The organism is Paenibacillus sp. FSL P4-0127, from assembly GCF_038007325.1.
Taxonomy (GTDB): Bacteria; Bacillota; Bacilli; order Paenibacillales; family Paenibacillaceae; genus Fontibacillus; species Fontibacillus macerans.
In genome coordinates this window covers 4,565,716-4,580,410 of the sequence record NZ_JBBOWY010000001.1, presented here as the reverse complement: position 1 = coordinate 4,580,410, position 14,695 = coordinate 4,565,716, and the positions used below count along the sequence as shown (strand labels likewise).

Annotated in this window: 13 protein-coding genes and 1 pseudogene; 10 read left to right on the top strand and 4 right to left on the bottom strand. The window is 49.5% G+C overall.

The features are described 5' to 3' along the window. Positions 1 to 26: 26 nt before the first annotated feature. The 4 genes and pseudogenes from NYE74_RS20695 to NYE74_RS20680 form a co-directional block, all read right to left on the bottom strand. A pseudogene (locus NYE74_RS20695) lies at positions 27 to 964 on the bottom strand (spore germination protein); the annotation flags it as partial. 386 nt (positions 965 to 1,350) lie between these two features. Continuing rightward, a complete protein-coding gene (locus NYE74_RS20690; protein ID WP_036623205.1) occupies positions 1,351 to 1,764 on the bottom strand; it encodes a GMC oxidoreductase in 414 nt (137 codons plus the stop codon). A 63-nt stretch (positions 1,765 to 1,827) separates the two neighbouring features. Beyond that, a complete protein-coding gene (locus NYE74_RS20685; RefSeq protein WP_051985460.1) occupies positions 1,828 to 2,424 on the bottom strand; it encodes a TetR/AcrR family transcriptional regulator in 597 nt (198 codons plus the stop codon). 63 nt (positions 2,425 to 2,487) lie between these two features. Then, positions 2,488 to 3,834 (bottom strand): purine/pyrimidine permease, encoded by a 1,347-nt coding sequence (locus NYE74_RS20680; protein ID WP_124332177.1) that lies wholly within the window; start codon positions 3,832 to 3,834, stop codon positions 2,488 to 2,490. Positions 3,835 to 4,085: 251 nt separating this feature from the next. Between NYE74_RS20680 and NYE74_RS20675 the strand changes: the two genes are divergently transcribed. From NYE74_RS20675 to NYE74_RS20630, 10 genes are all read left to right on the top strand, one after another. Further along, positions 4,086 to 5,312 carry an MFS transporter gene (locus NYE74_RS20675; protein WP_036628209.1) on the top strand — a complete coding sequence of 409 codons (1,227 nt, stop codon included), beginning with the start codon at positions 4,086 to 4,088 and terminating at the stop codon, positions 5,310 to 5,312. A gap of 39 nt (positions 5,313 to 5,351) precedes the next feature. Then, positions 5,352 to 6,119, top strand: coding sequence for a TetR/AcrR family transcriptional regulator (locus NYE74_RS20670; RefSeq protein ID WP_127463446.1), 768 nt, complete (start codon positions 5,352 to 5,354; stop codon positions 6,117 to 6,119). 16 nt (positions 6,120 to 6,135) lie between these two features. After that, entirely contained in the window at positions 6,136 to 7,122 is a 987-nt protein-coding gene (locus tag NYE74_RS20665; protein ID WP_082207781.1) for an ABC transporter ATP-binding protein/permease, read from the top strand. A gap of 163 nt (positions 7,123 to 7,285) precedes the next feature. After that, on the top strand, positions 7,286 to 7,660 hold the full coding sequence (locus tag NYE74_RS20660; RefSeq protein WP_036628206.1) for a GntR family transcriptional regulator: 375 nt from the start codon (positions 7,286 to 7,288) through the stop codon (positions 7,658 to 7,660). Positions 7,661 to 7,968: 308 nt separating this feature from the next. Further along, positions 7,969 to 8,916 (top strand): IS110 family transposase, encoded by a 948-nt coding sequence (locus tag NYE74_RS20655; RefSeq protein WP_249732660.1) that lies wholly within the window; start codon positions 7,969 to 7,971, stop codon positions 8,914 to 8,916. A gap of 293 nt (positions 8,917 to 9,209) precedes the next feature. Next, entirely contained in the window at positions 9,210 to 10,097 is an 888-nt protein-coding gene (locus tag NYE74_RS20650; protein ID WP_316561825.1) for an ABC transporter ATP-binding protein, read from the top strand. After that, on the top strand, positions 10,094 to 10,732 hold the full coding sequence (locus tag NYE74_RS20645; protein WP_036623201.1) for an ABC-2 transporter permease: 639 nt from the start codon (positions 10,094 to 10,096) through the stop codon (positions 10,730 to 10,732). Before NYE74_RS20650 ends, NYE74_RS20645 begins: the two co-directional genes overlap by 4 nt. 525 nt (positions 10,733 to 11,257) lie before the next feature. Beyond that, positions 11,258 to 12,772 (top strand): ABC transporter substrate-binding protein, encoded by a 1,515-nt coding sequence (locus tag NYE74_RS20640; RefSeq protein WP_240534136.1) that lies wholly within the window; start codon positions 11,258 to 11,260, stop codon positions 12,770 to 12,772. 92 nt (positions 12,773 to 12,864) lie between these two features. Then, the gene (locus NYE74_RS20635; protein ID WP_082207780.1) at positions 12,865 to 13,818 is read left to right on the top strand and encodes a carbohydrate ABC transporter permease; all 954 of its coding nucleotides are present in this window, start codon (positions 12,865 to 12,867) and stop codon (positions 13,816 to 13,818) included. Then, positions 13,815 to 14,648, top strand: coding sequence for a carbohydrate ABC transporter permease (locus NYE74_RS20630; RefSeq protein WP_036623199.1), 834 nt, complete (start codon positions 13,815 to 13,817; stop codon positions 14,646 to 14,648). The genes NYE74_RS20635 and NYE74_RS20630 overlap by 4 nt, the downstream gene beginning before the upstream one ends. Positions 14,649 to 14,695 lie beyond the last annotated feature (47 nt).

Genomic DNA, 14,695 nt, shown 5'->3' with positions numbered 1-14,695 from the left:
TCCATCATGAGCGACTCCATAAGCGCCGGGAACGGAACAACTTCCCGCGATGCCGCAAGGGTCATCGTCAACGACGACGGGATCATTTCGGATGATAAGTTGTGACCGCTACGAAGATGGAAGGCAAGGCAAGAGCCAGGAAAGCGAACAAATACCTCAACATACGCAGCATGGAAGCGAACAGGAAATTGATGTAGTAATCCTCGACCGTCTGGAATGCGAACCAGAACGTCACGGGCAGGATCAGCGCAAAGGGCGAGCCGTTTACAAGCACGGCTACTTTGCCTTCGATCAGCGAGGCCGACACGGCATCGGGCCGCTGGGTCGACTGAAGCAACGGAAACGGAGACCGGGGATGATCGCTGATCAACTCTTCAATATACCCGGAGGTCAGTACGCTGTTCATATCGATTTTGTTCAGCCTCCGCCGGACCTCTTCTACTATGTTTTGGGCTGCCAGGCCGTCGATGTAGACGATTGCCACCTCGGTTTGTGACGTCGTTCCTAAGGTAATATTCTCCATCTTAAGCTGCGGCGTCCGGATAATATGGCGAAGTAGAGCCATGTTGACATCGATTCTCTCGATAAAGCCGAGCCGCGGGCCGCGAATCACCGATTCGGTGCTGGGCTCTTCCAGCTGGCGCTGCAGTTTGTTCCTGATCTTGATGGATAATGCCTGCCTGGAAGACTCGAAAAATAAGACGACCTCGCCATTGACGATGCGCCCGCCAGCTTCCTTCAGATTTGATACCGTTTCCATTGAGACAATCGATGGCAGATGATGCTTCAAGCGTTCAATCAACTGCTCCGGGGACTCAGCTTCTTTGGGATCCAGCTTCATTAACGGCGTTAACAATCCTTCGTCCCAAAGCGTATGATCGACCAACACCTCGAGATACACCGCCAAGCAGGGAAGTGAATGAACAATATAAAATTTCCGCGTGACCAGATCGGCGCAATGCATAAAAGCCTGTCTGATTGCCGCTTCGTTGAGGTCGAGACTGTCAGATAACGGCGTGTCGGGAGTCGGGTCGATCCCTGCCAGCTTTTTTGTCAGGCGTTTCGATAGACGTGTGTTTTTCAACAAGCTTCACTCCAATAGGTTCATGCTTAATAGGGTATCCTGCATCTTCCAGTTTATTCGGGAACAAAGCAAAGGGCGGTGCCAGAAAGGCTCGGCCGGCGAAGTTTGAATAAATTTCCTATGAGGCATGCATACTTCAACCATAAGATTTTGGAAAAGAGGCGGGGAAAAAAGGAGATGAAGAGCTTTGGCAAGGCGATCGTTTTTTTGGCCATAGTCGCATTATCGGGCGTTGCCCTGTATTTTTCCGTGACCCTGCCGCCGGGCTAAGCGAAATATTTAGCCGCAAGTTTTTCGGCCGTCCGGGTGGCCAGCGCCTGGGTCGTCAGCGTCGGATTCGGACCTCCGATTCCGTTGAAGTGAACGCTATTGTTGGCGATATATAGCCGTTTGACCTGATAAGCTTCGCAGTTCGTGTCTACGACGAAACCCATGCGCATGGTGCTTTCCAAATGAAGCTGAAAAGCGAAAGGAGTATCGGAGCGGATGATTTTTTTGGCACCGGCCGCTTTCAAGGATTCGCAGGCGTATCTGGCCAGCCGATCGCGCCTTTGCAGCGTTTTTGCGCTCGGGGTGTAATGCACGACCGGGATTGGCCCGTTCTCGTCCTTTAACAGCGGATCTACTTCGACCCGATTGCGGTAAAGCGTTTCGTCATCCGTCAGCAGCAAATAAGTCAAATATTACGCCCTAGAAGAAGAAAAGCAGCAGTTAGGGGATTCCCTGGCTGCTGCTTTCTTGTTTTAGGTATGGTTTGAAGCCAGAGGTTTCAGGATGGTGTCAACCAGTCCTTCAATATAAGTCTCATCAGGTGTTTGCTTATGGACGATAAAGCGATGGTATACGGGAGCGAAGATCAAATCCAGCGTAATCTCCGGATCAAGGCCGGGCAGAAGCTCGCCGCGTTCGATTCCGGCTTCGATAAACCGTTTCGCCTCGTTCCGCTTGGGGAGGAGATAGGAGGTATGAAATGCCCGCACCACCTCCGAATCCGCTTCGCCGCCGGCTATGACGGACAGCATGGAGCGCCCGAGCGGCTGGGCGAACAGGTCAGACATCGCTTTTAACTGGCGGATGAAATTGTCCCGTACCGAGGCGGTTTCGTCAAAGTCGATCCGGGGGGATAACAGGGTCAGGAACGCTTCCAGCACAAGCATCTTTTTGTCGCGCCACCACCGGTAGATCGTCGCTTTGCTCACACCGGCGTGGGCGGCGACGCCGTCGATGGTTAGAGAAGGATATCCGGACTGTTCCAGCAACTCGAGCGTTGCTTGCAATATGGCGTTTCTGGATGCTTCGCTGCGCGGCCGGCCCGCGGACACGTTGGTTCTGGCGGTCATTTTTTCATCTCCTGTAACCGTTGGTATATCTTTGGCCTAATCATATCATACCGCCGCAGTGATTTACACCGATGCGGCACCGCCTGACGCCGCCCGGGATCCCGGCTCCCGCTCCGGCTTCTTCTCCCTCCACGCCTGCTCAAGCGCGAGCGCCACGATCATTCCCACCATTACGCCGTTTCCAAGCAGATACTGAAACAGGGCCGGCAGGGTGTTAAACAAATCCTGAGGCAGAAACATGACGCCGGTTCCAAACGAAAGCGCCAGTCCCAAAATCGTCAGCCGTCGTTCGTCCAAAGCTTCTTTCAAAATGGAACGCATGCCGATGCCGATCATTTGGGCAAAAGAAGCGAGCATGGCCGCATTCGCCACCTGCGCGGGCAGCAGGGAGAGGACGGAATATATGCCCGGTACGAACGAGACGAGAATGAGTAGGGCGCAGGCGTAGTAAAAAGGCCTCATGTTTCTTTGGCCGGTGAGCCGGACGAAACCCGCTGAAATCGTTAACGGAACGACGCCGATAGCCGCGAACAAGGAGCAGAACACGTTCGACAATCCAGCGGCGATGCCCCCATGGTTCAACGATTTTTCCCGGCTTTCCGGCTGCGTCTGGTCCGCAACGAGCTCCATCGCCGACCTGCTTGCGATTACGCTGGAGATCAGGATAAAGGCCACGATGATGGAAGTGACCAACATGCCGCTGTTCATGGCCGGCATTCCCCAAGCAAACAACTCCGGGGCCCGGAACAATGAAGCAGATTTAGATATCGTTCCAACCCCAGACACGCAAGCGTATGCGGCCCATCCGGCGATGACGCCAAAGAGGACCGCATAGCTTCGCATCCAGCTTTTGCCCCAAATCGACAATGCCAGCACGAGCAAGAATACGGCGAAGGAAAGAATGATGCTCGTTGGGTCGACGGAAACGGAAGCGGAAGCGCCGTTTAGCCCGACCATCCCCTTTAGCATCGTCCCGCTGAGCTGCAGTGTCAGCATGATTAAATATACGCCGGTAACCAGCGGGGTGAATACGCGCAGCATGATCCGCACCCAGCCGAGTAGGCTGATCAGAACGACGGCAAGCCCCGTGATGAGCATGCCGCCTTCCAGAAGCTGCAGCATATGCTTGGGATCGCTGCCTTGCGAGGCGGCCAATTGCCCCATCAGTACGAAAATCCCGACCCAAATGCCGGCCGGACCGTCCGCAATCGGCAGGCGGTGCCCAAACCAGCCGGTGATTAGCGAGGAAATGCCGACCACGAAAAACATGCGCTGAATCAAACCGATGATTTCGCTGGAGGACAGATGAAAGATTTGCCCCACAACAATCGGAAGAATCAAGGAATTGGCCACCAAAAATACGAACCACTGAACCGAAAATATCCCGGTTTTGAAAACTCGCTGATTCATTAATTACGCTCCTCCTTCTGCTTATTATAAAACGAAACGTATCGTTTCTAAATATAATCGAATATCGTGGGATTGACAAGAAGAATTTCAAGCAAGTAAGGAAATAATATTTCTGCTGAGCCAAAGGGTGAGCAATTGGGAAGAAATATTTATCAAGATCCAATGATATACTTATGGTTATATAAAAAATATCGAAGCACAGAGAGGGGATGACCGTGAGCCGCGTAGACAGGTCAAGCAACAATCCGCCAATGAATCATTGGAAAAGAAACATTATTCTCTTTTTAAGCAGCCAGACGATCTCACTGTTTGGTTCATCTTTGGTCCAGTATGCCATCATGTGGTATATTACGCTGAATACGAAGTCCGGAATGATGATGACGCTCTACATCCTCTGCGGCTTTATTCCGACATTTATTTTATCCCCGGTTGCCGGCGTATGGGCCGACCGTTACAACCGGAAGCTGCTTATTATGCTGGCGGACGGAATGATCGCGACGGTAACGCTGGTACTCGCGCTGCTGTTTTTGCTGGGCTACGACGCGACCTGGCTCCTGTTTGTGATCTCCGCGGTGCGCGCGTTGGGGACCGGGGTTCAAACCCCGGCGGTGAGCGCGATTTTGCCGCAGATCGTGCCGAGCGATAAGCTGACGAAGGTCAACGGGACCAACGGAAGCTTGCAGGCGGTGATTATGTTCGTATCTCCGATCGTAAGCGCCGCGCTGTTAACCGTAGCGTCCATCGAGATGATCTTTTTCATCGACGTCGTGACCGCCGCCATCGCTATTTTAACGCTGCTGCTGTTTTTCCAAATTCCGGTTCACCAAAAAGCCGCCGGCGGACAAACGACAGGGTATTTCAGCGATATGAAGCAAGGTTTGAATTACATCAAAAACCATGCTTTTCTGAAGACGTTTTTTGTGTATTTTGCCATATTTATGGTGATGATGGCCCCTGCCGCCTTTTTGACGCCGCTCCAGGTAACGCGTACCTTCGGGGATGAGGTATGGCGGCTCACGGCGATTGAAATCGCCTTCTCCGTCGGCATGATGGCCGGGGGAGGACTGATCGCCGCATGGGGCGGATTTCGCAACAAAATTCACACGATGGCCGCCGCGAGTCTTTTGATGGGCGCCTGTACGTTTTTGCTCGGCGTCGTTCCGTTCTTTGGGATCTATTTGTTGTTTATGGCCGTTTTCGGCGTGGCGATGCCGATTTTCAACACCCCGACCAACGTGCTGATCCAGGAAAAAGTGGATGAGAACTTCTTGGGCCGCGTATTTGGCGTGATCGGTATGATATCGACTTCGATGATGCCGGTCGGCATGCTGATTTTCGGCCCGATCGCCGACGTCATTCAAATCGAGTGGCTGCTGATCGGTACCGGTTTGCTGATGCTGATTCTCTCGGTGTTTTTGGGCCGAAACCGGGTATTGCTTGAAGCGGGCAAACCTTCGTTAAAGGAATCCTCGGCATAGTTGAACTATATAAGGAAATACTCATATACGGGAAATGGTGTGGCTGTGAGGCTGCACCATCTTTTTTTGGAGCAAATTTGTATTCGCCAATATATTGACTTCAAGTCAATCAAACTTCTGAATGAGGTGAAGAAGCTGGCTAGAAGAACGGATGATTCCGAGTTTGTCAAAGAATACGACGTTAAGGAACATAAGTTTATGACGATGGAAGAAGAAAGACGCGAGCGTATCATCGATGCGGCACTAAAGGAGTTTTCCAAAGGTTATACGGCGGCGAGCACCGATGTCATCGTGAAGGAGGCGGGGATATCCAAGGGCCTGTTGTTTCATTACTTTGGGTCCAAAAGAGGTTTTTTTCTGTTTCTCATTAAATATGCTTCGGACCTGATTATTGCCGAATATGAAAAGGTTATTTCAGAAAGCTGCGACTTTCTTGAAAATATCAGAAGAGTATCAAAGCTGAAGGTTGAACTGTCTTCCCAATACCCGCTTGAAATCGGCGTTCTGACAAAAGCTTATGCCGCCATGAAAGAAGTATTTCCGGAGGGGCTGCCCGGCGATTTGTTGAATTCTCCCTTGCTTGCGATACAGCAAGTCTGCCAAAGATCCCATAATGACAGAACGTTGTTTAAGGAAGGCATCGATGAGGAAAAGGCGAAAAACATCATGATATGGACGATAAACGGTCTGCTCGACAGTCAATTCCGGTATGGCGATGATATCGCCGCCTACAAAGCACATTCTGATGAACTGGTCAAAGGGCTCGAGGAGTATCTGCAAATTCTGCGGACAGCCTTATACCGGTAAAAGGAGGGGCCCCGTTATGTTTATTGATGTCGCCAACCTAAAGAAAAGCTATACAACGGACGTGGTCAAAACCGAAGTTTTAAAAGGAATCGGGATGCAGCTGGAAAAAGGAGAGATCGGCGTGATCCTTGGACCTTCGGGCTCAGGAAAATCCACGCTGATGAATATCCTCGGCGGGATCGATCGCGGCGACAGCGGCAGGGTGATCGTCGGCGGGACCGAGATCAGCCGGTTGAATGCCGACAAGCTGACCGATTATAGGCGCGAAAATATCGGTTTCGTTTTCCAGTTTTACAACCTGGTGCCCAATCTTACCGTTGCCGAAAACATTGAAGTGGTTTCCAATATCAGCAAATTCCCTCTGAATACGGACGAGGTTTTAGCGGCGGTGAGAATAAAGGATAAAAAACACCGCTTCCCCAGGGAGCTCTCCGGCGGCGAGCAACAAAGGGTTTCCATTGCCAGGGCGATCGTCAAAAATCCGCAGCTGCTGCTGTGCGACGAGCCGACCGGTGCGCTGGATTTCGATACGTCCCGCAGCATCTTGCAGCTTCTGCAGCAGGTAAACCAAACCTACGGGACCACCATTTCGCCTCTGGCATCCATGGTCGTATTCGTTGCGGAGGTGGCGTTTCTCATCGGAATGATGATCATTTATGTCGTAACCTCCATGATCATTGAGGAAAACAAGAGTACGATTTCGCTCATGAAGGACTTCGGATACCGGAAAAAGGAAGTCAATTCCCTGGTCCTTAACAGTTCCACGGTAGTCGTCGCGGCTGGATATATCCTGGGCATATTGCTCAGTTTTGCCGCTATGGGAGACTGGATGAAAGCCATTGAAAACAGCGCTCCTTTTGCCATGCCGGTGATCATTGACCCGCTTTACATCGGGGTTGGATTCGTCATTGTCATGTTCTCCAATGAGCTGTCGAAGCTGCTTTGCAGAAAAAAAGTCCATGCCGTTTCGATGAGCGAAGCCTTGAAAGCGGGAACGGAATAGAAGAGTTGTGCTTTTGCTGTTGAGGCCGCAACCAAATGGGATTGCGGCCTTAATCTTATATATATCCACTTTCGGCATGAGCGATCTTATATTGACAGGATAGTGCATTAAGTGTTTAATGTGTATTGTAGTAATACACACTAAAGGAAAGATGGCTGATAAGATGAAAATCCTCATATCTAATACATCAGACGTTCCGCTATATCAGCAAATTAAAGACCAAATAAAAGATGCGATTTTTCAGGGCGAGTTGGTTGAAGGTGACTTGCTTCCCTCCATTCGTAGCTTTGCAAATGACTTAAAGGTTAGCGTACTAACTATTAGACGGGTATATGACGAAATGGAAAAAGAAGGTTTTGTTGTAAGTCAAGTTGGAATTGGTACATTTGTTTCGGCCCAAAATTTGGAAATTCTTCGAGATTCCAAGCGACGCCTTGTTGAACAAAAGATGCAGGATATGATACAGACGGCAAAAATGCTTAATATTAGCAAAGAAGAACTAAACGCAATGATGGAAATATTGTACGAGGAGATTTAGACGATGAATAACATTTTGGAAGTTTCAGGACTTTGTAAGTCATATCGGGATTTTTCTTTAGAATCAAATATGGCCTGGCGGCCACCGCCATATATGAAAAATATGGGTTGTACACGCACTCACTTTATGAGGTAATAATTATAGGTGGATCATAGGTCGATTACATTTTGGAGAAACACTCCGTGTTAGAATCGGACCAATTGCAACCACGAGAATCGCCGATTGTTACCACGAGTACGAGTATAAAGTGTCATCTTTATACAAGGTTGCATGATCTGCTTAAAACATCCAGAAAGGAGTTGTTCGTTTTGGATGCGATTTTGGAACGATGTGCAGGTATAGATGTCCATCAGGATAATATCGTGGCCTGCCTTCTGTACGGTCCGCTCGACAAGAGACCGTCAAAAGAAATCGAGACATTCGGAACGACCACCAAGGAACTACTTCGTTTAAAAGACTGGCTCGAAGATCAACAATGTACCCATGTGGCCATGGAAAGCACCGGGGTATACTGGAAGCCGGTATGGAACATTCTGGAGGATTCTTGTAAGTTGACCCTCGCCAATCCGGCCCGCATCAAGAATGTTCCAGGCAAAAAAACCGACTATAGCGATGCCGAGTGGATCGCCCGGTTACACCGAAGCGGATTAATCGAGCAAAGTTTTGTCCCGAGCGTAGATATTCGCGACTTGCGTGACCTCACTCGATACCGCCGGAAACTCCTGCAGAATGTGACCCAAGAGAAGAACCGGATTCACAAGATATTGCAAGATGCCAATCTGAAACTCACCACCTTTATGTCAGACGTCTTTGGGGTTTCCGGCCGATTGTTACTTGAATCCATTGTCAACGGTGAAGTGCTTAATGAACGGCAGGTTCGTGACATGGTGAAGTCGTCTCTGAAACGCAAAGTTCCCGAACTTATTGAGGCGCTAAACGGCCGTTTACGCCTTCATCATCGGAAAATGATTCGAAGACATCTGGAGCATATTGCGTATCTAGAACAGGAGATTCAAGAACTGGAAACAGAAATTGAACAACTGACTATGCCTTATCGCTTGGAAATGGAGTTGCTGGACACTATTCCTGGGATCAAACATGATGCAGCGGCGAGCATCGTGGCCGAATTGGGTACAGATATGTCACATTTTCCATCCGATGCTCACCTTTCTTCATGGGCCGGGGTATGCCCAGCCAACCATGAAAGTAACGGTAAAAAAAACGAAAAAAGAACCAACGCGGAAATAAGGGACTAAAATCCGTACTTTGTCAATGCGGTTGGGCCGCCATAAGGGTCAAAGACTCCCGGATATCCGCTTTATATTACAGGCTAGTCAAACGAATGGGTAAACAAAAAGCCATTATAGCGGTTTCACATTTACTCTTACGGATCATCTACGTCGTCCTACGAGATAAAGTGCCTTACGAGGAACTGGGCGCAGACTATTTGGGTAAACGTGAAAAAACCATCGAGTACTGGATTCGAAAAATCAAACAGATGGGCTATGAAGTTGAACTTCATGAACTGAATTCAGTATAAACCCATATTATGGAAAAAAAAGAATCAAACACCCCCCCTTTTTGTTTCGACGCGCTTCCACACTTTAACGCGTTGAGTTATTTTTCGTATAAAAATGTGAGTTTCTCTTTGCCGGAGGGGTGTATCACCGGGTTTATCGGTATTAATGGAGCTGGGAAAACTACTACAATTAAAACCATCCTGGGCCTTGTACAAAGACGCTCTGGAACAGTAAAAGTATTTGGGAAAGAATTGGATAAACATGAAAGGGAGCTAAAAAATCGTATTGGCGTTGTGTTGGATGGAGGCAGTTTCTATGATGATTTGACAATGGCTGAAATGAAAAGCGTTATCGCTCCAGCTTATTCCAAATGGAATGATAAAACCTTTAAGGAATACATGGAGAGCTTCTCTTTGAATTCCCGGCAAAAGATTGCGACGCTGTCAAAAGGTATGCGCATGAAATACGCTTTGGCTCTAGCCCTTTCCCACGAAGCTGATTTGCTTATAATGGATGAGCCAACAAGCGGTCTTGATCCTTTGATAAGGAGTCAACTTTTAGCAATAATCAAGGATTACATGAAACAGGAGGGCAAAGGAGTCTTTTTTTCAACGCATATTACCTCTGATTTAGATAAGGTTGCCGATATGCTCATCCTGATCGATCAAGGGAAAATCATTTTTGAGCAAGAAAAAGACACCTTGCTTGAGGGCCATCATGTCGTAAAGGGCGATATTAATGCGTTAAACAGCAAAAATAGATCTCTGTTTCTGAATCTTCAAGCTACAAATTATAGTTTTACCGGCATCACAAAGCATTTGCCGGATGTTCAACAAATGATGTCTGATATTGTGATTGAACGGCCCACTATTGAGAACATTATGTTGGCTTATATTGAAAGGGGGCTAAAAGGATGATTCCGCAGTTGGTTAAGAAAGATTTTCTATTATCCAAAAATTTCTTTCTCATTATTATGGCAATGGTTATCGGGCTACCTCTATTTATTGCAAGTCGCAGTCCAGAAATCTTGGGTGTCGGCTCTTTTATGCTTACGGTCATTTTTGCTGAGTTAATATTAGGGCAGTATGTCGCAATGATAGAGCTGAAATATCCAAAGGTTAATGCTTTGCTGTGTGCCGCTCCTTTTTCGCGCAGCGATATTGTTGTGGCTAAGTATATCCACTTTCTGCTGGTTTTTGTTTGTTGTTGCGTTGTATATGGTTTGACCACCTTGATGATGCCATCGATTCCCTCAATCACTCCTTTTGCGATTTTGATGACTTTATTAATACACGTTGTCATATACGGAATATATACTCCTTTTCAATTTAAATTCGGAGTGGAAAAAACCAAATATGCTTTTATGATTATACTTTTTGCGGCTTCATTTGGAACACCTCTGATTTATAACATAGTTTCGGGAATGGATCTCACCATTTTTTCAAACCTGCCGGAGGGCATGAAATACCTGATATTAATTACTCTTGTTGTTATGATTTTAGGTATTTCTATAGCTATGTCGATTAAGATCTTTTCTAAAAATGAGCTTTAAGCTTTGCCCGACCTAAAACGGAACGAACAATCTCGGCCTTCAAAATAACGGCAATTTACGTACTTATAATCCGGATTTATAGTCTATGTCAGCTCATTAGCGGCAATTTTTGTACTTATTTTTCTATAAACGGTCCAGAATGGGCAGCCTTTCCTCGCAGCGTAGGAAAATAGCGACATAAATTGTCTCTATATCTCCCAAGCTGACGGATATCGCAGAAATAACGCCGTTTTTTGCTCTTATATTTCCACTTGAGCTTTTGGTGTTGATGTACACCCGATTCTAGCCCGATTACTTTGTCATACGCCGTTTTTTAAGTTTAGTTGTAAAGAATTCTCAAAGGACCGCAGGGCTCATATCTCTGGCGGTTTTTTCTTTTTTCGCTTCCGGCAAAGCGTATAACTAAAAAATGTCCACTTATCTGAAAAATCTATAATTTTACAATGGCAGCGTTTACATTATAATGAAACCAACTTGCTCCTAAGGTATCCACTCAGCGTGAAGAGGATGAAGAGGATGAGCAGGATGAACGAATTGCACAAGATGCAGGGAGGAAGGGATAAGGAAATGGCAAACATCCGAAAACTGCCGATGTTGCTTGGCGTACTGATCTTTGTTGCGGCAGTGGCGCTTGCGGGCTGCGGAGGCGGCAATAGCGTTAACAGCAGCAGCATTAACGGCAATCAAGGCGTTTCCCCCAATACCGCCAATCCGTCAAACGGGAGCGAATCCGCGGCGGAAACGGCCGGCCCGGCGAACGAAGGTACAGACAAGGAACCCGTAACGCTGAAGTACACGTTCTGGGGAAGCCCGCAGGAGAAGAAGGCCCTGGAGGAGGCGACGAAAAAGTTCACCGAGAAATATCCCTGGATTACCGTCAACGCCGTGCATATTCCTGAAAGCGATTACGATACCAAGCTTACCGCGATGGTTGCGGCGGGCGAAACGCCGGATGCCGGTTATGTGCATGGGGAGCTGGGAGAGGCCTGGCAAAAGGAAGGGAAATTCATCAACTTCAACGAGATGTTCGCCAAGGATACGGAGCTGAAAAAAGAGGACTTCCTCGACTATATCTGGTTCAACGGCGACGATCCGAATTACACTTGGGGCATCAGCACGGCGGGCGAAACGTTCGCGCTGTTTTACAATAAGGACTTGTTCGAGGAGGCCGGCGTGGAAATGCCTCCAGCCAAAGCGGAGGACGCCTGGACGTGGGACCAGTTCGTGGAAGCCGCCAAGCAGCTGACGATCGACAAAAACGGTAAAAACGCCGCGGATCCGGGCTTCGATAAGGACAATATCAAGCAATTCGGCGTTTCGTTCGAGAGCTGGTACGGTCCGGTGATGGCGCACATCGTCAACAACGAAGGCGACCTCGTTTCGGAGGACGGGACGAAGTTCGCTCTCGATCAGCCGGAAGCGGTGGAAGCGATCCAGCGGTTGGCCGACCTGATCAACGTTCACCATGTCGCGCCCAACCCGGTGCAGGCCAAGTCGATCCCGTCGCAGGCGGTCGCTTTGCAATCCAAGCTGGTGGCGATGAGTATGCACGGGCAATGGATCAATCTCGATCTCGGGGCGGCCGAGGTCAATTACGATATCGGCGTCCTTCCGAAGATGAAGCGCAGCGTTGCCATGGGCATCAGCGGCGTCAGCGCCATGTTCAAATCGACGAAACATCCGGAAGAAACGTGGCTGCTCACCAAATTCCTCGCCGACCCTTCCGGCGCGTTAAACCTATATCGGGACGGCCTGTGGATGCCGACGCTCAAGAAATGGTACACCGATCCCGAGCTTGTCGCCCAGTGGGCGGAAAACAATCCGTCGCACCCGTCAGGCTTCAAGGATGCTTTCCTGACCAACCTGCTGAACAACAGCACGCCATCGCCGGTATATTACGTGAAAAACTTCGGCAAGGTCAGCTCCTTGGCGTTTTCCGCGCTGGACCCCGTGTGGCTCGGCAAACAATCGGCCGAAGAAGCCATGAAAGAGGTCGCTTCCAAGGTCCAGCCGGAAATCCAGGGCCGTTACGGCAAATAGAGAAACCGGCGGCATAGGGGAGGCGCGCGTCGGGTACGTTTGGTCCGTATCAGAGCCGCGCGCGCTCGGCAAGCCGGGAGGAGGAGAGGCTTATGAGATCTGTCGCTGAAACATCACGTCAAGCGGCGTTCGATCCCTTGCAAGGCGCCCGGAGGCGAAGGAGAAAGGAACTGAAATACGGCTTGCTGTTTGCTTCTCCAGTGCTGCTTGGCTACCTGATATTTGTGCTGGGTCCGCTTATATTCACATTTTTGCTAGGGTTTACCGAGTACAGCATGGTCGGGAGCCCCAAGTTCGTGGGTTTGGAGAATTTCGCGCGGCTATTCAGCGGCAAGGAACCGCTTTTTTACGACGCCGCGGTCAGCACGCTGTATTACGTGTTCGTCAGCGTTCCGCTGGGCATCGCGTTTTCCTTTCTCCTGGCGCTGTTGCTTAACGGTAAAATCAAAGGAAGGGCGTTTTTCCGCGGTTTGTTTTACCTGCCGGTCGTGATCCCGCTGGCCGCGTCGTCGATCATCTGGCTGTGGATGCTGCAGCCGGATTTCGGAATCGTCAATTATGGGCTTGGTTTATTCCATTTGCCCAAGTTTTCCTGGCTCTCCTCGGACACCACCGTCATTCCGACTTTGATCCTCTTCAGCCTGTGGTTGACGGGGAACACGATGGTGATCTTCCTGGCCGGGTTGCAGAATATTCCGGCGCAGCTGTACGAGGCAGTCGAGGTGGACGGCGGCAACACCATGCACAAAATTTGGTACATTACGCTGCCGATGAGCTCTTCGATCATTTTTTTCAACACGGTCATCGGGTTCATCAATGCGTTTCAGACCTTCGTGCAACCCGCGGTCATGACGCAGGGCGGACCGGACAACGCCAGTTACCTGATCGTTTATTACTTGTTCAAGGAAGGGTTTCAGTTTACGAAGTTCGGCACGGCCAGCGCTGTAGCAACCTTATTGTTCCTCGTCGTTCTGCTGTGCACGTTCGTCCTGTTCAAATTTTCGAATTCGCTGGTTTATTACGAAGGGCGGGAAAGCGGGAGATGAAAATACGCAAAATCGCCGTCCGCTTGAGCCTTTATGCCGTATTGTCGGCGGGCGGGCTCGTGTTCGTTTTTCCTTTCTACTGGATGCTGCGAACGGCGTTCGTGGGCATGGACGGCCTGTTTGCCATTCCGCCGGACATCGTGCCGGACTCTCTAAGGTTCGACAACTTCGCCAAAGCGCTTTCGAGCAACCCTTTTGGCCGCTATTTCTGGAACAGTACAGTCGTCACGGCGCTTTCCATCGCCGGCGTCGTCCTTTCGAGTTCGGTGTGCGCGTACAGTTTTTCGCGGATTACGTGGCCAGGCAGAGACAAAATATTCGGCTTTATTCTTACAGGGTTGATGATGCCTTTTTTCGTCGTGATGATTCCGCATTTTCTCGGCTGGAAAACCCTCCATTTGACCGATACGCTCGTTCCCCTGATTGCGCCGGCCTGGTTCGGCGGAGGGGTGTTCAACATCTTTCTGCTGCGCCAGTTTTTTCTGACGATCCCGCGGGAAATGGACGAAGCGGCCAAAATGGACGGGGCCGGACATTTCCGGATTTACTGGAACGTGATTATGCCGCTCGGCAAGCAGTCGCTCATCGTCGTCGGCATGCTGACTTTTCTGGCCAACTGGAACGATTATCTGGCTCCGATGGTGTTCATTTCCTCGGAAAAAAATTATACGCTGATGCTGGGACTCACTTTGTTTCAGGGCACGTATTCGGCGCAATGGCATCTGATGATGGCCGCGACCGCCATCATCGTATTGCCTTCGCTCGCGGTGTTTCTCGTCGGTCAGCGATATTTTGTGGAGGGAATCGCGATGAGCGGTGTAAAAGGCTGAAAGGATTGGCGGGATTTTTTGGAGCAAGATGCAGGAAATAGTCCCTT

Coding starts and splice junctions, on each gene's coding strand:
- NYE74_RS20640 (WP_240534136.1), top strand. CDS start 11,258: ATGAACGAATTGCACAAGATGCAGGGAGGAAGGGATAAGGAAATGGCA.
- NYE74_RS20635 (WP_082207780.1), top strand. CDS start 12,865: ATGAGATCTGTCGCTGAAACATCACGTCAAGCGGCGTTCGATCCCTTG.
- NYE74_RS20645 (WP_036623201.1), top strand. CDS start 10,094: ATGATTCCGCAGTTGGTTAAGAAAGATTTTCTATTATCCAAAAATTTC.
- NYE74_RS20680 (WP_124332177.1), bottom strand. CDS start 3,834: ATGAATCAGCGAGTTTTCAAAACCGGGATATTTTCGGTTCAGTGGTTC.
- NYE74_RS20665 (WP_082207781.1), top strand. CDS start 6,136: ATGTTTATTGATGTCGCCAACCTAAAGAAAAGCTATACAACGGACGTG.
- NYE74_RS20650 (WP_316561825.1), top strand. CDS start 9,210: ATGGAAAAAAAAGAATCAAACACCCCCCCTTTTTGTTTCGACGCGCTT.
- NYE74_RS20660 (WP_036628206.1), top strand. CDS start 7,286: ATGAAAATCCTCATATCTAATACATCAGACGTTCCGCTATATCAGCAA.
- NYE74_RS20685 (WP_051985460.1), bottom strand. CDS start 2,424: ATGACCGCCAGAACCAACGTGTCCGCGGGCCGGCCGCGCAGCGAAGCA.
- NYE74_RS20675 (WP_036628209.1), top strand. CDS start 4,086: ATGAATCATTGGAAAAGAAACATTATTCTCTTTTTAAGCAGCCAGACG.
- NYE74_RS20630 (WP_036623199.1), top strand. CDS start 13,815: ATGAAAATACGCAAAATCGCCGTCCGCTTGAGCCTTTATGCCGTATTG.